The following is a 20,049-nucleotide window of genomic DNA, read 5'->3' on the forward strand; positions in this document are numbered from 1 at the left end:
CTAGTAAAAGTATTCTTTATTGAAAAATCATTATATATATTAAGATCAATAAGTATTTATTATTATTAGCCCCTAATTAGAGCTTTTATTACATACGTCAATGAATTATTCAACAACATCGGTAAATGCTTTTAAACATACATTACCATTCATTGTGCTCTGTATATTTTGCCATATTTCTCCATCATAACTTATATAACTTTCATTATTGGCAGAATCTGTCCTATTCACAGTACTACTATCATTATATAGCTCTACAGCTATTGGGTACTTTCTTCCTGGAGTCGTTATCTTAACAATGACAGCAAATTTGGAATTATCTAGAATAATAGGTTCTTTGAGATTAATTGTATAGTAACCTTCATACTCTCTAAAACCACTTTCTATAAACTTCATATTACTGAAATCAGATTTATCATTGAAATCTTCCACCACATATATTTCATATTTTGAATTCATTCCTGTTGTATAGAAACTAACGGCTCTAAGCTCTTCTTTATCACTAGTTTGAAATACATTAGAAAAATATCCAGTATCTATGTTAAATCCAATATCTCTAACTGATCCCAGCCAATCTGATTGATATATTCTATCATAATTATCATCATTTTCAATTCTACTATATACCATGTTGTATTTACCTATATACTTATCATAATAAGATACATATAGATATCCTTCTTCTCCAAAATCAGTTCCATAACTATTTTTGCAAATGAATGCACCATCGTCTTCAGGTTCAATTACAAAATTTTCTTTTGGATAGTTATCATCCCAACCGACGATTACAACATCATGATTAAATCTATCATCACCATTATAGTTTAAAGAATACGTATTTCTATTATAATATTTACCGTAATCATCTTTTTCAGACTCCCAATAAATCGATGAATGAACTCCACCATAGTTTTTAACCGTATGTTTAATAGCTTGTAAATCATCTGGTGGTAGATAATAAGCTTCTTGCACATGCTTAATGGTTTTGGCATTTTCATTTATTATACCATCACCATATACATCTTCTTCTTCCAATACAGGACCTGACCATCTAGCAAAATATGCTAAAGCTAGCATTGCATATCCTCCATCATTTTGAGTTAGATTGTATCCATGACCTAAACTAATATTATCTTCGGAAAAATCATACATCTCACCTGTTTGTTTCAACAAAGTAGATTCTATCGCTCCAAGTGCTGCAAATGCCCAACACGCACCTATCCCTTTTTGGTCTTTGACAGAAGTAACATTTCCTTCTTCTCTTAAATCAAATCTAGCATCCTCTTTATCTATATATGGACTATAATCGGAATTAATAATAACTATTCTGTTAGCACCATCCCATAAGACTTCACAATCAAAAGCCTCCATTACTACTCTTATAGGTAAAAATATTCTACTGTTTTTATTAACAGCATATGTATCATTCTCGATTTTCTCCCCATTCTTGTATATAAATTTTTCTCCTATAGGAACTTTCACAACTGTATCCTCATAAGTTAAAACTGCTAAGTTCAACTCACCATCCCATTCTACCTTTGCACCAAAAGTTTCTAAAGTAAGCCTTAAAGGCACCATAGTTCTATTATCATCATTAATATAAGGTATACCGTAATACTCATCATATACGATAAATTCGTTATCTAATATAACAGAAACCTGTGGTTCATCTATAGCACAAATGGAAGTAGGTACAATAAAGATGATGGTAAATATATATACAAATAATAATTTTATATTTTTTTTCATTATTAATATATAACCTCTTTTCTATAATGTGTTTTTAGCTAGTCAAATGTACTCTTTTAGGAGGTTTATTGCCAAAGTATTGATAAAGATTAGCCTTCATCATTCCTGTATATAATTTCCTCTTTTTGTCCGCACTCTTACCAAAATATCTTTCAAATTCTTCGAATGCGGTAATAACGAAATAAGACCAATCATCTAAGTTTTTATCAAAAGTAATTTTCATATCCTTATACAATTCTATAACTGTGTCTTTATCACCAAGTCTCTCTCCATAAGGAGGATTGGTGATAATGAATCCATATTTTTTGTTACTGCTAGTTTTTCTCATATCTCTTTCTTGAAAATGAATCATATCTTCAACGCCTGCATTTTTTACATTTTCTCTTGCCAACTTGAGAACATTATAATCTATATCATAACCTGATATATTCAACTTACATGTTGTATCAATGACATCATTTGCTTCGTCAACTGCTTTAAACCATGATTTAACAGGTATAATATTTTTCCATTTTTCTGCTGTAAATTCCCTGTTAAGCCCCGGAGCCATATTCATGGCTATCATAGCTGCCTCAATAGGTATTGTTCCACTTCCGCAGAAGGGATCAACTAATATTCTATCCTTATTCCAAGGTGATAATTGAATAATAGCAGCAGCTAAAGTTTCACCGATTGGTGCTTTACTGGTAAACGTTCTATAACCTCTCTTATGAAGCGCTTCACCACTAGTATCCAAACATATGGATACTCTATCTTTTTTTATAAATACCCTTATAGGATAGTCATCTCCATCTTCATTAAACCAATTTATATGATAAGTATTCTTTAACTTTTCAACTATAGCTTTTTTTATAATCGATTGAATATCTGAAGGGCTAAACAATTTTGATTTTATTGAAGAAGCTTTCTTAACCCAAAATTTTCCATCTTGTGGTATCCAATTTTCCCATGGCAATTCTTTTGTTTTATCAAATAATTCTTCAAAACTGGTAGCCTTGAATTCTCCTACATTAATTAAAACTCTTTCTGCTGTCCTAAGCCAAATATTAGATCTACAAACACCAAGTTCATCTGCGATATAGGTTATTCTTCCATCTTCGACTCTTTTTATTTCATAACCTAAATTAATAATTTCTTTTTTTAGTATAGATTCTACCCCGAAAATACAAGGTGTCGTTAATTCAATATATGACATTTTATTGCTCCTTTATAATTAGTATATAGTAATATTTATATTATCCTTATTATACTTTAAATAAGTCTTTTCTACAATAAACTAAGATATTAAATCTTTATTACATAACTATAATTTACTCAATTTATCAAAAAAATATAACTTCTATTATACATATAATCTTGAACTAGAAAATTATTTATGTTAACATACAATTAACTTAGGGAATTACTTCCATTAATAAAATAAATTACTTAATTAAAAAGGGGAATAAGATATGGAAAAAACTGGTAATCCAAATATTTTTACTAAATTCATAAAAAGTTTTACCGATTTTCGTGTTTATAACAGAATTAGATCCGAATCACTAGGGAAATCATTCCTTTACTTAATTCTACTTTCATTAATTATCGGAGTAGTATTTAGCATTGTTATCGTATCTAAGACCAATGATTCTATAGATAGTACAATTGAATTTTTAGAATCAGATGATATGCCAAATATAACAGTTTCAAATGGAATTCTTGATATTGATATGGATAAACCATTAATCGTTTCTCAAGATAATGAATTCATATTTATTGTAGATATGACATCTGAATATGATCTAAATGATCTAGTAGGATATTCTATAGGATATTTAGTTACTCCAGAAAGAATTATAATCAGTCAAGCTGGTAGTCCTCCAATGCCATTGGAATTTAAAGCTTTAAGTGATTTCAACATTAATAAAGAATCCGTTTTAGATATGATTCAAAAATTCAGAGGCATAGTTGTTGGTATAATCATCTTCATAACAATTGCAGGTACTATTTTATTTAATCTATTCGCAAGTTTATTATTAAGTGTTATGGGTACAATTTCTAATTCTATATTGAATGCCAATTTAAGTTATAGTGAATTATACAAGATAGGAATATACGCTTTAACACTTCCAGCAATAATTATCCTTATACTTAATTGTTTTGGAATTGGTATAGCATTTGCTTGGAAAATTCTTATTTATTTAGTCATTTCAACAATCATTATAACTATGGCACTTAAGAATATAATACAAAACAATAATAATAATCCAACAATCGATAATAATAATGACTCCTATTATAATTAAATAGAAAGCTATAATCAATTAAACTAAAAACTACTATAGTTGAAATTACTTGAATAATATCAAGAAATACTAACTATAGTAGTTTTAATTTTATTATTTAATTTCAATTGACTTGATAATATTTCCTTGGAAATCTTTTATTATGAATTGATCATTTTCCATAATACCATAGCTATTGGGATTATTTTCTTTTGGTAAAGAAATGGATCCTGGATTGAATATATATTTATTATCTATCATTTTAGCAACAGGTAAATGAGTATGTCCATGTATTAGTATATCCCCATCAACCAACGGAGGCATATTTTGTTCATTGAACAAATGTCCATGTGTAACAAAAATTCGTTTATTGTTATAAAACACAGTATTATAATCACTCATAATCGGAAATTCCAATACCATTTGGTCAACTTCTGCATCACAATTTCCTCTTACACAAATAATTTTTCCCTTTAGCCCATTAACTAATTTTATTACTTCTTTTGGATCATATTCTTTTGGCAGAGAATTTCTCGGACCATGGTACAATATATCACCAAGTAATATAATATAATCCGCTTCTTCCTCTTCAAACTTGTCTATTGCTTTTTTAGCATAATAAGAAGAACCATGTATATCTGATATAAACATTAATTTCATGTAAACACCTTCCTTTAGTAATTACTCAATTAAATAAATTATGGTTATTATTATTCCATATATCTACATGAAGGTCAATGACTGTTTTTATTACATTTATAGATTTAACTATATTGGAAATAAGATTGAGTGAAATAAAATAATAAACAACAATAAAGAGAATCAAAATGATTCTCTTTACTCTGGGTTATAATGAGAGGGGATTCTCTATTATATTTTTTTGCGCTTTTACGCTTCTGTATAATATTATGTCAATTATTAATGTCACATTATGTCCTTTATTATGTCGTCAAGTAGAATTATATATAATACAAGTGTCATTATTTTGTACTTAATTTGTCTTTTATGTGTCTTTTTTTGCTATTTATTTACAAATAGTTCATTATTTCTATTTTACTTTGATTTATTCTATATATTTATTACTATTAAGTTATATTGTTATAAAAAAGGAAATAGAATACTTCTTGCTATTTTGGTCAAAAGTGATATAATATATTTATATTATAATTTATAAATTAGTTCGTTGGTAAGAATTAATACTAATTGATATGCAAATTAATCTTTAGATATAAAACAATTCATAAGGTTATTATACGTCTAAAAAACTATATTTACATATTAATTTTTAACCATTTTGGTTTAAAGATATATCATAAGAAAACATAGAGGTGATTTACAATGCTTAATAACAGTCAAGAGACGGAAGTCTATTCATTTAAAAAAGATTCATTGATACTGAGAGATTTACTTGCTACTGATAGAACCTTTCTAGCTAACGAAAGAACCTTACTGGCTTATATAAGAACTGCTTTAAGTTTGATTGTAGCTGGCTCTTCTTTTATTAAATTTACTGATAATCTAGCTATAGAGATTATTGGAATGATTTTAATACCTTTCGGTACCATCATCGGGATATTAGGATTAATAAAATTCATTAAAACTAACAAGGACCTAAAAAAAATTAAGAATGCGTCAAATTACAATATAGATTAGGTTATTACATAGGGCTGTTTTATATTATCTAATTTCTTGTCATTAACTAAGATTAATAAACCAGCCCCTATTATTCAAAATTCTTATTTATAAATAATAAAGCTGCCCCTAGAGCAATTGCATTATTTCTATAATCTCCCCCTTTATTTAGTAATATATTGTTTTGTTTGTTTGATATATACTTATTAATATATTTTAGTAAATAATTATAAAATACATCCGATAGATTTATGGTAGGTCCACTAAGGATAACTTTGCTGGGATTTACAATTGTAATATAATTGGATAATCCGATAGCAAGTATTTTAGCTGCAAATTCAAAAACTTCATTAGCCAAATATTCTCCAGCTTCTGCGGCTTTAATAATATCATTAAATGTGATACTGTTAGTACTTTTATTTATAGTAGTATCTCTACCCAATTTTACTAGACTAACATATTTCTTAACAATCGAAAGAATAGATGCATAACATTCAACACATCCTGTTTTTCCACAATAACATGAATCACCATCATAATTTACAACCATATGTCCAAATGCATCATTAGAATTATTAATAGTATGTATTATTTTACCATTAGTAATTACACCCATTCTTATTCCTATTCCACAGTTAACATATACGATATTAGAATATTCGAACAATGTTCCAGACAGATATTCAGCATAGACAGCTGTATTAGCACCATTATCAATGATAACTTGAATATCTAATATATTTTCAAGCATTTCCTTGATAGGGACATTCGCCCAACCTTTTGCATAGAAATTATTTGGCTTAAAAATTATTCCTTTGTCAACATCTAATGGACCTATAGTACCTAAACCGCCACCTACTATTTTTTCTTTAACGATACCTAGATGATTCAAACCTTTATTGAAAACGTCTTTTATACTTCTCACAGTTCTTTCAGGTGTCATATCTTTTTTCATCTGAAATTGTTCATTAAATAAAATTTCTCTTTTTAGATTAGTGATAATTACTTTAGAATAAGTCCTTGAAATATCTATACCTACGAAATAATATTCAAAAGGATTAACATCAAACAATGTTGGTTTTCTTCCTCCTGTTGATTCCTGCTCACCTATTTCAACAACGAATCTATATCCAATCAAGGTCTGCATTGATCTATTGAGCGTAGTAAGTTTCATATTGGTATACTCTATAATCTTTTTTTTAGTTAAAGGTCCAAAACGCAATATAATATTGAAAACCTTTTTATTGTCCTCTGTAAGACTTTCAACATATTTATTAAAATACATATGTCCACATCCTTAGTAAACTAACCCACTATTAATTTCTAATAGTGGGTTCATATATAATTATTTTAAAGCATCTTCATTAATTTCAACAGAATATTGATCTTTCAATTCATTGAATTTATTAGTATATACTTTAGTTTGTTCGTTTCTTAATAAATTTTGTCTTATTTGTTCTTTTACTTGTTCATAAGTTTTTATTGCAGCTTCTTTTTTCTCTTCTACTACAATCAAATGATATCCGAATTGTGTTTTTACTATATCACTCAATTCACCTATCTTAAGTTCAAAAGCAGCTTTATCGAATTCAGGAACCATTCTACCTTTACCGAAGAATCCTAAATCTCCACCTTTTTCTTTTGAAGGACAAGTTGAATATTCTTTTGCAGCTTCATCAAAAGGTTTACCTTCTTCTATTTCTTTTCTGATTCTTTTTGCTTCTTCTTCTTCTTTTACAAGAATATGTTTAGCTTTCACTTCTTCTGAAGAAACAAAAGATTTTCTATTGTCATCATAATATTTCTTCATATCTTCTTCACTAACTGTAACTTTCTCTAGTAGTTTTTGAATTGCAAATCTTTGTAAAAGACTATGTGTAGCTTCTTCTAATATTTTCTTGAATTCCTCTTCATCTTCTAGTTTGTTGGATGAAGCTTCTAAATAGAATAATTCAGCAGCTACAAGTTCATCTAATAATCTTTTTCTTCCTTCTACTGTACTTACTTCCATCATTTGTTGTTGAGGTAAAGAGCGCATGATATTCATTAAATGTTCTTTTGTTATTTCTATGCCTTCCACTTTAGCTAATACATTATTATCCATAATAATCTCCTCTGTTAATTTATTTAGAATCCTGTATTTCTATAAAAATCGTTTCTATATAATAATATTATATATATACTAAATTTGCAATAATAATTATACTTGACTTTATCTTAAAATTTATTATATATGTATATTGCGTAAATATTACAATATATGGATGTTTTAATTTTACACATTATTAAAATTATAGTATAATCTACACCAAAGGAGTGAGCTAAAAATGGAAATAAAATCTACTAGCTTTGGTATTACAAAATCAGGTAAAGAGGTAACAAAATACACATTATACAATGATAACAAATGTAGTGTAAGCATTCTTAATTATGGTGGTATAGTCAACAATATCATGGTTCCTGACAAGAACGGCAATATAGAAAATATTGTACTTGGATTCGATGATATTACTAGTTATGAAGAAAAGTCCCCTTTTTTCGGATGTCTTGTAGGAAGAGTAGCAGGTAGAATCTCTAATGCATCCTTTAAAATTGATGATAATGTTTATACTCTTCATGCTAATGATAATGGTAACACTCTTCATGGAGGATTGAATGGTTTTAACTCTGTTATTTGGGATACAAAAAGTATCGTAAAAAAGGATTCCATCTCTCTTATCCTCAATTATTTGAGTAAAGACGGTGAAGAAGGTTTCCCTGGTAATCTTGATATTACCGTTACATATACTTTCAATAATAATAATGAACTAGAAATACAGTATAACGGTAATACTGACAAAAAAACTTTAGTAAATATGACTAACCATTCTTATTTCAATTTATCGGGTAATGGAAAAAGAGATATTCTTGAACAATATCTACAAATAAATGCGGATAAATATGGTCTAGTCGATACCGAACTCATACCTAACGGTATTGCAGATGTAAAAAATACTGCATTCGACTTCAGAAACATGAAATTAGTTGGTCAAGATATCAAAAACGATGAAGAACAATTAAAAAATGCTGGTGGATATGACCATTTTTATATTCTTGATGATGCTAAAGATATTGCAGCTACTATGTATGATGAAACAAGTGGACGTTATATGGAAGTCGTAACAGATCAAAAATCAGTAATCTTCTATGCAAGTAATACCATAGAAGAAGGTGTGAAATTAGCTTCTGACATTGTTACCAAAAAACATATAGCCCTTTGTTTAGAAACACAGTACTATCCAGATGCCATTAATCAAGATTGCTTTGAATCAAAAATCTTGAATCCAGGTGACACCTATAAAGCTTATACAAAATATTGTTTCAAAGTAAAATAATTCACATAATTTTATGAGGCTTTGCAGAATAAAAATTTATGTGTTTTATTCTGCAAACCTAACCAATGCCCCCTAATTCCACTGTTACTCGCTTAGATCTTTTTCCTGAGCTGTATGCATCTTTTTGGACTCTCTATAATATCTATTCAGCTTCCTTAGATTATAACTCCACAAAAATATAACAAAAGGTATAAAGATAGCAAATAGATTACTGCTTTTCGACATAAGAATATAATCATAAATTCCATGTAATAATACTGGAATGAATAGAGATAATCTTAAATAATACCTTCTTCTATTATAATCTTCCGCATACTTTGCTAGTGATAAGTAATACCCCATTGTAATAGCAAAGAGCATGTGTGCTGGAACGGAAAAAATAGCTCTTTGCAAACCAATCGTATTGACATTAGAATAGCGAAAAACCACATACAATACGTTTTCTACAGTAGCAAACCCTAAGGATGTGAATACAGCATAAACAATACCATCTAACTTTTCATTAAATGCTCTATGATTATACGCAAATCTCATTACTATAACTCTTTTGAAAAATTCTTCTGTAAAACCAGCAACTATAAAAGCTACATACGCAACTTGTAGAAATCCAGTAAATATATTAAAATAAGAAAGTAATCTTTCAACAAAAATAACCGGTAAAATACTTACACCACCAAGGACAAATATCTTTATTAATAAATGTAATGGCTCCTTATCATATCTATCAGTTAAATATATCCCTAAAGCTAACGCAATTCCTGGTGTAATAGCTACAACATATAAATCAATATCCATTTGATTCCTCCATATACTTGAAATAAGTGAAAAATCTTAAGTATCTTTACTTATAAAAACCTAGTTGATACTAAGACTTGACTATATTTACAAGATACCTTTATGTTTTATTTTATTGTATTATAGAATAAAATATAATATAATAAAAAGCAACTTAATATAAATATATATATTAATATGCACAAATTGTTATATTCATATTATAATTTATTTCGAATCAAAAACCATCACATATTAATACATCAGTAAGTAAAAGAAAATATTTATGTCTTATAAAAAAATAAAATTCAATGAAGGGAATGTATGATTAATGGAGAAAAAAATTTATCGTTCAAGAGATGACCAGATGATTAGTGGTGTTTGTTCTGGAATAGCAAAATATTTTAACATAGACCCGACTATCATTAGGATTCTTTTTGTTATAGCATTATTTTCATGGGGAACAGGCGTATTGATTTACATAATATGTTCTATCGTAATACCACTAGAACCTAAAAAAATTGACACCTATGATTATAATTATACAGCCGAAGAAGAAAAACATACTAATAACAATGGAAGAATGATATTAGGACTAATTTTAGTCGTTATCGGTATTGTTTCTATTTTAGAAAAAATATTCAATTGGTTTAGCTTCGATTTAGTTTGGCCTATTGCCATTATTGGAGTTGGATTCCTTATTCTTACTAAAAACAAAGATTAATGAAAGGGTTGTCTCAATACATCAACTGATTATATTGTATTAGAGACAACCCTTTTTTATTAATATGCTATTGTAGTCATTAGAGCCATTTCAGATTGTGTAGTGTCCATTCTGCTATGCTGTACAACAATATTTTGTGAACTCTCCACTTTTATGGCATATGGTACTCCAACAGGAATTTTATTCCCTTCAACATCTATTATTTTGTCTAACCTTATATGATTGGTTCTTTCTCCCAAACATCGTGCATTAATCTTTCTCATAGGAGCTCTGTCTTCAAAATAAATTGTAAGCTCTATTTCAGCAGTCTCAGAAGAAGTATTCAACACACATATAGCTTCATGACTATTAAAAGCCCCTGTGCTTTCCATAGGAAGAAAACCATCTGGTATTATCCAAACTTTTTTACCAATGTCCATCTATAATATGCCTCCTACTTGCGATTGATCAATACATTATTTTCATAGTCTCTTACTTCATCCAGCCATTCAAGACCAACAGGATAACCGTTATTTTCACAGAAATAATCCCAAACAGCCTGCCATGGATAAGATTTCAATTCTTCTAACATAGCTAATCTTGTGGTGAAATCAAATCCTCTTTCTGCTTCTGCCAAGGTGGTTGTAGGTTCCAGCAATGCAATTAATAGAGCTTTTAACATATTTCTCGTACCTATTGACCAAGAAGCTATCCTATTGATACTAGCGTCAAAGAAATCAAGTCCTATATGCACTCTGTCAAGAAGTTTGTTTCTAATAATCTCTTTAGCTATTTCTTGCAACTCTTCATCTAGAACTATTACATGATCACTATCCCAACGTACAGGTCTACTGACATGTAATAATATATCACTGACAAATAAAGATATTGCAGATATTTTATTGGAGATGACTTCTGTTGGATGGAAGTGTCCTGCATCCAAACATAATACTGTCTTGTTTTTCATTGCGTATCCCATATAGAATTCATGCGAACCTACTACATAACTTTCAGAACCTATTCCAAAAAGCTTGCTTTCAACAGCATCCAAATGATACTTAGGGTCCATTTTCTCTTCTAGGATTTCATCCAGAGATTCTTCTAATCTTTTTCTAGGTCCTAATTTATCAACTGTAATATCTTTAAAACCATCTGGAATCCATATATTATTAACACAAGGTGTACCAAGTTCCTTTCCAAAATACTCACTGATCTTTCTACATCTTTTAACATGCTCTATCCAAAAATCTCTAATCTTTTTATCTGGATGAGATAATGTCATTCCATCATCTGCATATTCATGTGAAAATAATGTAGGATTGAAATCAAGACCGATATCGTTTTTCTTAGCCCACTCTACCCACTTTTTGAAATGTTTTGGTTCTATTTCGTTACGTTCTATTTTTTCACCATCAGTTTCTAAATAAATTGCATGTAGATTAAGACGTTTTTTACCTGGAATCAACGAAAAAGCTTTTTCCAGATCACCACGTAATTCTTCTGGTGTCCTTGCTTTCCCCATATAATTACCTGTGGATTGAATACCACCAGTTAAATCACCCTCAGAGTTTTCAAAACCACTTACATCATCACCTTGCCAACAGTGAATTGATATAGGTATATCATTAAGTTTTTTTATAACTTCTTCTGTATCAACCCCTATACCTTTATACATTTCCTTAGCCATATCATATGATTTGATTATATTTTCTTTTTTCATTATAAAACCTCCTACATATATTTTTTTGAATTTCTATATAAGCTCTTTGAATTTATTCCATTTATCATCTATATTTACATCAAAATCTGGTTTGAATCTTCTTATTTCAAAAGAATCCATTATAATTTTTCTTGCTTCACTAATATTATCTATTTCTCCTAATGTAATATATTGAACCATAATATTCCCTATAGCCGTAGCTTCGATGGGACCTGCGAAGACTTCGCATTCCGTATAATCTGCACATAACTGATTAAGATAATCGTTCTGGCATCCTCCACCTACTATATGTATCTTATTTATGGTTTTATTGCTTATTTTTCTAAGTTGCAAGAGAACTTGTTTATATTGTAATGCCAGACTTTCAAATATGCACTTAGCAATTTCACCCACAGTATTAGGAACTATTTGATTAGTTTCTTTACAATAATTCTTTATTTCATTAACCATATTTTCTGGATTAAGAAATCTGTTGTCATTAGGATTAATAATCGAAATAGATTCTGCTTCCTTAGCCAATTCAACCAATTTCGCAAAACTATACTTATCATTCAATATTCTCTTGACTTCTTGAATAAGCCACAATCCCATAATGTTTTTAAGAAATCTTATAGTATCATAAGCTCCTCCTTCATTGGTAAAATTATAATTTAGAGCTTCTTGACTACATATTGGGATATCACTTTCAATACCCATTAATGACCATGTACCAGAACTGATATAAGCAAACTCATAGTCTATTGCAGGAACAGCAACAACAGCCGAACCAGTGTCATGAGTTGCAGGTGCTATTACTTTAAGTCCTTTTATATTGGTTTCACTTTCCAACTTATCATTTAAACTACCTATAACTGTACCTGCTTTGGCTATGCTTGGAAATACGGATGAAGTCAACCCTATCTCCTTTACCAACTCATCATCCCATGTTTTATCATGTATATTATAGAATTGAGTTGTTGTGGCATTAGTATATTCTACAGCTTTTTCATTACATAATAAGTAGTTTAGATAATCTGGGATCATTAGTATAGAGGATATGTTTTCAATAATACTAGGATTAGATTTAACATGTTCATATAGTTGATATAAAGTATTGAATTGTATAAATTGAATTCCAGTCTTGCTATAAATATCTTCTTTAGATATTTTCTCAGTAAAATCATCTATGGAATTATTTGTTCTATTATCTCTATATGCATATACAGGAGATATTCTTTTACCATCTTTTCCTAATAGAACATAATCTACTGCCCATGTATCAATCCCTATACTATCAGCTTCTAAATCATTATTACTAAATATCTTCAGACCCTTGACTATCTCACCAAACAATTTATCAATATCCCAATAAAAACTACCTTTTTCTTTATACATCTGGTTCTTGAATCGATGTATCTCTTTTAGATTGATTTTATTATCGGTTAAAGTACTCATGATAACTCGTCCACTTGATGCACCAATATCAACAGCTAAACAATTTCTTCCCATAAAAAAACTCCTTATAAATTAGTATATATTAATCATACCTAATGATTAATAATTATTCATTAACTTATAAGGATATTTATATTAACAAAATCAGATATCAATTTTCTTTCACTCATTTATTCCTATATTCATCAGGAGTAACCCCTGTTCTAATTTTGAACTGTTTATAAAAATAGCTAACATTAGAATAGCCTACTTCATTTACTATATCCATTATCGCCAGATTGCTATTATTAAGAAGATACATGGCCTGGTCCATTTTCTTTTCTTTGATAAGTGTTTTGTATGTCTTTCCTGTAATTTGTTTAACCAATTTTCCCATATAGTCAGGATTAAAATTAAAATACTCGGCCATATCTTTTATATTACATTCTTTATAATTATTATTTATATAATCCATAATCTTTATTGCAACATTGGTCTCTACTTTCTTAGCGAAATTATTGCTAAGATGCCTTTTATAATCTCTCAGTAATTCATTGAATAACAAAACTACATATGATCTAATTGCAACTTCCATCCCTATCTTGGGTTCATAGTATTCACATAATATGTTACACATTATATCCCATATTTTATTATTATCCGATGTTTTGAAATGAAGATACTGTTTGAATTCTTTCTTTTCATACAATGCCTTGACGATAAAGTCGGATATTATATTATTGTATGCAATCCTACTTAAGAAAATCCAGTCAAAGAACTCTTTTTTCATTAAGATATTTATTCCTATATCATTTTCATCCGCAAAATCTATACTATGGGAGACATTCATATCTAGTATCAATATTTCTCCTTTTTTGACGTTTATTTCATCTTTCTCTACCTTCTGATTTATTTCACCAGAATAGACAAAAATCATTTCAAGATAGTCATGTTTATGCTTAGGGAATTCAATAAACCTATCATGTTTATGGATAGATAATAGTCTATCATCTTCAACTATCTTATCACTATTGATTATCCATTCATCCATATCTTTCTTACTAGAAAAGAACTCCTTAAGTAAGGTATTGTATTCCTTTTGAGATTTGTTCTGCAATAGATTCTGCAATTGGATTTCTATTTTATTAAGATTCCTCAATTTATCGTCCAGCTCTTTTATCTTCATCACCATTCACCTTTAAAATAATAAATTTTATATTATTGATTGTACCATATACACAATTATATCTCCACATGCTAGAAGTAATCGTAAGGTACTATTTTAACATGTACCACTATATATACACATAATATACCTCTAACCCCACAACTTTATTTTAAGTAAAAAACTTCTCTCATAGGTGTAATTGGCTCTGCATCCCCAAAATCAAAGGATCCCTCAACCATCTTGGAAGTAATATCATTCCACTTATTACAAACTTCACTATCATCCAAATACTTAAAAGCAGTATCAATATCATCACACTCAAAACAATAGAAAAACTGATTCCCATTCTGGAAGATGGAATAATTCTTAATCCCTGCTTTACTGTGTTCCTCTAGAACTTCTTTCCAAGGATTCAAATGCATATCAATATATTCATTAATATACTCTTCTTTTATATTCCATGTCCAAGCAAACTTATTACTCTTATTCATCTTCTTCACCTCTATTTATTTATGTAAAGGAGCTTATTAATCTAATAAGCCCCTTTGTTATATCTTAAGTATTCTAATTAATATATTTCTTTCCATTCAGCTATATTGTCAGCATCAAATTTATATGGATCACCTAACATGACTTCAGTTCCTTCACCAACAGTAATAACGGATTTATCTCCAAGGGTTCCTGCTTCGAATGAATCACCTTCTGCCCCAGTAATCTTTCCAGTTACCAATGCTTCTGCTGTATAACCTGCTAAATATCCTACATCTATAGGATTCCATAAGTACATCCACTTACATACACCACTCTCAATGTATTCAGCCATTTCACTAGGTAGTCCAAGACCTGTTAACTGAATTCTGTCTGTCAGCCCTTTGTCAGTAATAACCTTACCTGCTGCTGCAATACCTACAGTAGTTGGTGAAATTATACCATTAAGTTGAGGATATGATTTCAACAATGCTTCCATTTCAGAAACACTCTTATCTCTTAAATCATCTCCATAAGCAACTTTCACTAATTCTATGTCTTTGTATTCACTTTTCTCTAGCTCTTTTTTCATCCATTCAATCCATGTATTTTGGTTTGTAGCTTGAGAAGTTGCACTAAGTACAGCAATCTGACCTTTTCCACCTGTCATTTCTGAGATTGCTTCTATCTGAACACGTCCGATTCTTTCTGGATCTGCTTGATTAACATGAATCATACGGCTATCACTGTTAACAGCTGAGTCCAATGAAAGAACTTTAATACCTGCATTCATAGCTTTTTGTAATGCTGGTTGAAGTGCATCAGGGTCATTACCTGCAATTGCAATACAATCAACTTTTTGAGCAATTAGTTCTTCTATCATTTGAATCTGTGCTTCTGCCGTTGGCTGATCAGGTGCTTTCAAGATTGCGTCCCCACCAATTTCTTTTATGGCCTTTTCAAAACCTTCCATCTCTTTCTCATTATATGGATTTCCTGCATTTTTTACAATAATAGCATACTTGCCTTTTCCATCTTTGTTACCCTCAGATGAATTATCTTTTCCCCCGCAACCAGTTAAAGCAAAAATAAGTGTTAAAACTAAAAACAGATTTAATATTCTCTTCATGTTTGCATTCTCCTTTATGATTTATTTATATAAAATAGTAGAACCACTTTATATCAAAATTATTAAGCTAGTTACCATGATTGTTAATAACACAATTTCAATAAAATTCTTCTTATCTATTTACTCACATTAGTTCTTAAACCTCTGCCAAAAGTCTTCTTAAGATTAGGTATCATAACTGCAAATATCAGTAATAAACCAATTATTATAAGCAATATCTGTGCAGGTATGTTTATTAATCCTAAACCGTATCTTAAAAAACCTATTAGGAAGATGGAAATTACTGCACCTATCATTCTTCCTTTCCCACCAGCAGAACTGATTCCTCCGAGAACAGCCATTGCAATAACATCTAATTCATAACCTGTTGCAACATTAGGTCTTGTACTTCCCATTCTAGATGCTAGGAAAATAGCTGTAACAGCTGACATAAGACCAGTAAGTGTAAAAATAATTATTTTCATCTTATCGATTTTTACACCTGAAAACTTACTAGCAGTAATATTATTGCCCATAGCGAAAACTTTTCTACCAAAAGTAGTCTTATGTAATAGTAATCCGAATATTATTGCGAATATTATAAAGACAATTAGTATAAAAGGTATCTTACCGACATAACCCCATCCAAGATATGTATACCACTTAGGGAAATTTCCTGAAGCTTGATTTTCTAGAATTATATAAGCGATACCTCTGTATATTATCATTGTTGATAATGTAACAATAACTGCAGATAACTCTTTAAATTTCACTAATATAAAACCGTTCAAGAATCCACATAGAGCTCCTACAGCTAAGCATACCAGCATTGCTATTGGCATAGGAAGTCCCATATTATATAGAACTGCCATAATAACTGACGACAGAGCCACTGTAGAACCAACAGATATATCTATATCTCCTAAGACTAAGATAAACGCCATGGGTAAAACAATAAACGCTTTATCCAAGAAAGTCATAGTAGCATCAATAATAGTATTGAAATTCAAATAGTATGGTGATAAATTAGCATTGATTATATTGATAACAATGAATATCAATACAAGCAACCATTCCCACTGGAAGAAAAAACTTTTTAAATTAGTATCTTTTTTGTTATCTATAATTCTCTTATTCATAATTATATTTTCCTCCTAGCAAGATTTTTTTTCTTAATGTTATTCTTAACTATAGCATTAACTATTACAGCAAATAAAATAATAAAACCTTGAATTGCTTGCTGCCAGAAAGGTGAAACCATCAGTAAAGGTAATGCATTATTTAAAATACCTAGTAATAATGAACCTAATATAATACCTGAAATCTTTCCTGAACCCCCAGCAATACTGACTCCACCTAATACACATGCAGCTATTACATTCAATTCATATCCTGCTGCTGTATTTCCTTGTGCAGAAGCGAATTTGGATACCCATAATACTCCTGAAAGTCCAGCTAATCCTCCCATTATAGAATAGACCAACCATAGAATCTTATCCGTATTGATTCCACTTATTCTTGCAGAATCAGGATTGCTTCCTACTGCATATATTTGTCTTCCTGTTCTTGTATGGTTAGTGAAATAATAAAAAACGATATATATAAGAATTGCTACAAAGATTAATGTATTTATACCTAATACAGAACTGGTTGCGATATTTTTAAAACCTTTACTCATTTGATGTGCACTTACCCATTTCCCACCGCTCACCATGAATGTCAGACCTCTAAAAACATTCATCATACCTAGTGTTGCTATAATAGGAAATATTTTTGCGTAAGCTACTAGAATTCCAATGATGCTACCACATATTAAACCGATCAATGTTCCCAATAAAATTACAATTACCGGATTCAACCCTGGATATTTGCTGACAGTCAATGCAGATATCATTCCTGAAAGAGCTAATGTAGCCCCTACCGAAAGGTCTATTCCTCTAGTTATAATTACAAGCATCATTCCAACTGCTAATATACTCAATATAGCTGTATTAGTTATCATATCATTAAGATTCTCAATAGTTAAAAAACTGGAGTTTCTAAGTTGAACAACTACAGACAGAAGTATAATGAACACTATTAATCCAAGTTCTTTAACTTTTGAAACATCCATACTTTTGATATTTCTTTTTATACTCTTAGCTGTCATAATCTTTTCCTTTCTATGTTGTTATTAGTTTTACTTAGCCATTGCATATTCTAGAATAACTTCTTGTGAAGCTTCTTTTCTATCTAGTGAAGCTGTTACTCTTCCTTCACGCATTACAATAATATTATCACTCATACCTAATATTTCTGGCATTTCAGAAGAAACCATAATAATTCCGTATCCTTTACATGCTAAATCACTCATGATTTCATATATAGCAGATTTTGCACCTACATCTACACCCTTCGTAGGTTCATCAAGAATTATTACTTTCAGATCTGCTGCTAGAAGTTTAGCCACAACAATTTTCTGCTGATTACCTCCGGATAATGAACTTGCCAAATCAAAAATACTCGTTGCTTTTACATCTACTTTTTCACATAACATCTTGGACACTTCTGATTCCTTATTGTTGTCCAACCAACCATTTTTAGAATATTTAGTGATAGTTGGTAAAGTAATATTTTTATCCAAACCCCATTGAAGCACTAAACCTTGCTTTTGCCTATCTTCTGGCAAATATCCTATTCCTAGATTCATAGCATCCATTGGCTCTTTCACTGTAATTTCTTTACCTTCCAGAAAAATTTTCCCTTCATCTTTCTGCATGATACCAAATATAGTCTGACAAACTTCTGTTCTTGATGCCCCTACTAGTCCTGTTAATCCTAGAATCTCACCTTTATGTAAGTTGAAAGATACATCTTTGAAGAAACCATCTTTTGAAAGTCCTTCAACTCTTAAAAGCTCTTTTCCCATTTTCACTTCTTTCTTAGGGAATAGTTGTGTAATCTCTCTTCCTACCATTGCAACTATTAAATCCTCATTGGATATTCCATCAACTTTCCATGTACCTATGTATTTTGAATCTCTGAAAACCGTTACTTCTGTAGCAAGCCTGTACATATCTTCGAACCTATGAGAAATAAATATAATTGATACACCATTATCCCTTAGCTTTTCCGCTATCTTATATAACTCTTCACTTTCCTTTTTAGTTAGAGCTGCAGTAGGTTCATCCATAATAATAATCTTTGCATTAGAAGATAATGCTTTTGCTATTTCAACTATCTGCTGTTTAGCGACACTTAGTGAACCCATTAAAGTTTTTGAGTTAAATTCAGCACCTAGCTCTTTTAACAATTTATTAGCTTCCTCATACATCTGTTTCCACATGATTCTTTTAGTAACTTTATGAATCTTTTCATGACCCATAAAAATATTTTCTGCTACACTTAGATCTGGATAGCAAGTTACATGTTGGTATATTGCAGCTATACCTAATTTCTGAGCATCTTTTGGATTTTTCATATTTATTTTGCTTCCATCCAAATAGATTTCTCCTTCTTCCGGAATCAAAACACCTGTGATTATCTTTATAAATGTAGATTTACCAGCACCATTTTCTCCCATTATGGCATGGATTTGACCTCTTCTTAATCTAAATTCAACATTATCTAATGCCTTAACTCCCGGAAAGATCTTCGTAATTCCCTTTAATTCAAGTACAAAGTCCGACATCCGCTG

General features: G+C 30.0%; 19 protein-coding genes. 4 read left to right on the top strand and 15 right to left on the bottom strand.

Annotated features, from left to right (window positions below; translation table 11 throughout):
* Nucleotides 1-105 precede the first annotated feature (105 nt).
* Together QMG30_RS03130 and QMG30_RS03135 are read right to left on the bottom strand one after the other, a co-directional pair.
* Nucleotides 106-1,749, bottom strand: coding sequence for a lectin like domain-containing protein (locus tag QMG30_RS03130; RefSeq protein WP_281812136.1), 1,644 nt, complete (start codon nucleotides 1,747-1,749; stop codon nucleotides 106-108).
* 34 nt (nucleotides 1,750-1,783) lie between these two features.
* Nucleotides 1,784-2,944: a THUMP domain-containing class I SAM-dependent RNA methyltransferase gene (locus QMG30_RS03135; protein ID WP_281812137.1), complete on the bottom strand. Its 1,161-nt coding sequence runs from the start codon at nucleotides 2,942-2,944 to the stop codon at nucleotides 1,784-1,786.
* A gap of 256 nt (nucleotides 2,945-3,200) precedes the next feature.
* On the opposite strand from QMG30_RS03135, the gene QMG30_RS03140 reads away from it, so the two are divergent.
* Nucleotides 3,201-4,034 (top strand): DUF1189 domain-containing protein, encoded by an 834-nt coding sequence (locus QMG30_RS03140; protein ID WP_281812138.1) that lies wholly within the window; start codon nucleotides 3,201-3,203, stop codon nucleotides 4,032-4,034.
* A gap of 93 nt (nucleotides 4,035-4,127) precedes the next feature.
* Here the strand turns inward: QMG30_RS03140 and yfcE are convergent, their stop codons facing one another.
* The gene (yfcE, locus tag QMG30_RS03145) at nucleotides 4,128-4,673 is read right to left on the bottom strand and encodes a phosphodiesterase (protein ID WP_281812139.1); all 546 of its coding nucleotides are present in this window, start codon (nucleotides 4,671-4,673) and stop codon (nucleotides 4,128-4,130) included.
* Between the two features lie 678 nt (nucleotides 4,674-5,351).
* Between yfcE and QMG30_RS03150 the strand changes: the two genes are divergently transcribed.
* Nucleotides 5,352-5,666, top strand: coding sequence for a YidH family protein (locus QMG30_RS03150; RefSeq protein WP_281812140.1), 315 nt, complete (start codon nucleotides 5,352-5,354; stop codon nucleotides 5,664-5,666).
* Between the two features lie 70 nt (nucleotides 5,667-5,736).
* On the opposite strand, the gene QMG30_RS03155 is transcribed toward QMG30_RS03150, so the two are convergent.
* Together QMG30_RS03155 and QMG30_RS03160 are read right to left on the bottom strand one after the other, a co-directional pair.
* Nucleotides 5,737-6,930 carry an ROK family protein gene (locus QMG30_RS03155; protein WP_281812141.1) on the bottom strand — a complete coding sequence of 398 codons (1,194 nt, stop codon included), beginning with the start codon at nucleotides 6,928-6,930 and terminating at the stop codon, nucleotides 5,737-5,739.
* Nucleotides 6,931-6,990: 60 nt separating this feature from the next.
* On the bottom strand, nucleotides 6,991-7,749 hold the full coding sequence (locus tag QMG30_RS03160; protein WP_281812143.1) for a peptidylprolyl isomerase: 759 nt from the start codon (nucleotides 7,747-7,749) through the stop codon (nucleotides 6,991-6,993).
* 223 nt (nucleotides 7,750-7,972) lie between these two features.
* Between QMG30_RS03160 and QMG30_RS03165 the strand changes: the two genes are divergently transcribed.
* Nucleotides 7,973-9,019 carry an aldose epimerase family protein gene (locus QMG30_RS03165; RefSeq protein ID WP_281812144.1) on the top strand — a complete coding sequence of 349 codons (1,047 nt, stop codon included), beginning with the start codon at nucleotides 7,973-7,975 and terminating at the stop codon, nucleotides 9,017-9,019.
* Between the two features lie 84 nt (nucleotides 9,020-9,103).
* Here QMG30_RS03165 and QMG30_RS03170 read toward each other — a convergent pair whose 3' ends face one another.
* Nucleotides 9,104-9,814: a PrsW family glutamic-type intramembrane protease gene (locus QMG30_RS03170; RefSeq protein WP_281812145.1), complete on the bottom strand. Its 711-nt coding sequence runs from the start codon at nucleotides 9,812-9,814 to the stop codon at nucleotides 9,104-9,106.
* Nucleotides 9,815-10,124: 310 nt separating this feature from the next.
* On the opposite strand from QMG30_RS03170, the gene QMG30_RS25310 reads away from it, so the two are divergent.
* A complete protein-coding gene (locus QMG30_RS25310; protein WP_281812146.1) occupies nucleotides 10,125-10,517 on the top strand; it encodes a PspC domain-containing protein in 393 nt (130 codons plus the stop codon).
* Between the two features lie 59 nt (nucleotides 10,518-10,576).
* Here QMG30_RS25310 and QMG30_RS03180 read toward each other — a convergent pair whose 3' ends face one another.
* From QMG30_RS03180 to QMG30_RS03220, 9 genes are all read right to left on the bottom strand, one after another.
* Nucleotides 10,577-10,936: a sensory rhodopsin transducer gene (locus QMG30_RS03180; RefSeq protein ID WP_281812148.1), complete on the bottom strand. Its 360-nt coding sequence runs from the start codon at nucleotides 10,934-10,936 to the stop codon at nucleotides 10,577-10,579.
* A gap of 14 nt (nucleotides 10,937-10,950) precedes the next feature.
* On the bottom strand, nucleotides 10,951-12,216 hold the full coding sequence (gene rhaA, locus QMG30_RS03185) for an L-rhamnose isomerase (RefSeq protein ID WP_281812150.1): 1,266 nt from the start codon (nucleotides 12,214-12,216) through the stop codon (nucleotides 10,951-10,953).
* 33 nt (nucleotides 12,217-12,249) lie between these two features.
* Nucleotides 12,250-13,704: a rhamnulokinase gene (gene rhaB / locus QMG30_RS03190; RefSeq protein ID WP_281812152.1), complete on the bottom strand. Its 1,455-nt coding sequence runs from the start codon at nucleotides 13,702-13,704 to the stop codon at nucleotides 12,250-12,252.
* Nucleotides 13,705-13,816: 112 nt separating this feature from the next.
* A complete protein-coding gene (locus QMG30_RS03195) occupies nucleotides 13,817-14,815 on the bottom strand; it encodes an AraC family transcriptional regulator (RefSeq protein ID WP_281812154.1) in 999 nt (332 codons plus the stop codon).
* 146 nt (nucleotides 14,816-14,961) lie between these two features.
* Nucleotides 14,962-15,288, bottom strand: a complete 327-nt coding sequence (locus tag QMG30_RS03200; protein WP_281812156.1) for an L-rhamnose mutarotase — start codon at nucleotides 15,286-15,288, stop codon at nucleotides 14,962-14,964.
* A 77-nt stretch (nucleotides 15,289-15,365) separates the two neighbouring features.
* Nucleotides 15,366-16,394, bottom strand: a complete 1,029-nt coding sequence (gene rhaS, locus QMG30_RS03205; protein WP_281812158.1) for a rhamnose ABC transporter substrate-binding protein — start codon at nucleotides 16,392-16,394, stop codon at nucleotides 15,366-15,368.
* Between the two features lie 116 nt (nucleotides 16,395-16,510).
* Entirely contained in the window at nucleotides 16,511-17,512 is a 1,002-nt protein-coding gene (locus QMG30_RS03210; protein ID WP_281812160.1) for an ABC transporter permease, read from the bottom strand.
* A 2-nt stretch (nucleotides 17,513-17,514) separates the two neighbouring features.
* Nucleotides 17,515-18,522: an ABC transporter permease gene (locus QMG30_RS03215; protein WP_281812162.1), complete on the bottom strand. Its 1,008-nt coding sequence runs from the start codon at nucleotides 18,520-18,522 to the stop codon at nucleotides 17,515-17,517.
* A gap of 30 nt (nucleotides 18,523-18,552) precedes the next feature.
* Nucleotides 18,553-20,043 (bottom strand): sugar ABC transporter ATP-binding protein, encoded by a 1,491-nt coding sequence (locus tag QMG30_RS03220; RefSeq protein WP_281812163.1) that lies wholly within the window; start codon nucleotides 20,041-20,043, stop codon nucleotides 18,553-18,555.
* Nucleotides 20,044-20,049 lie beyond the last annotated feature (6 nt).

This window comes from Vallitalea longa, from assembly GCF_027923465.1.
Lineage (GTDB): Bacteria > Bacillota > Clostridia > Lachnospirales > Vallitaleaceae > Vallitalea > Vallitalea longa.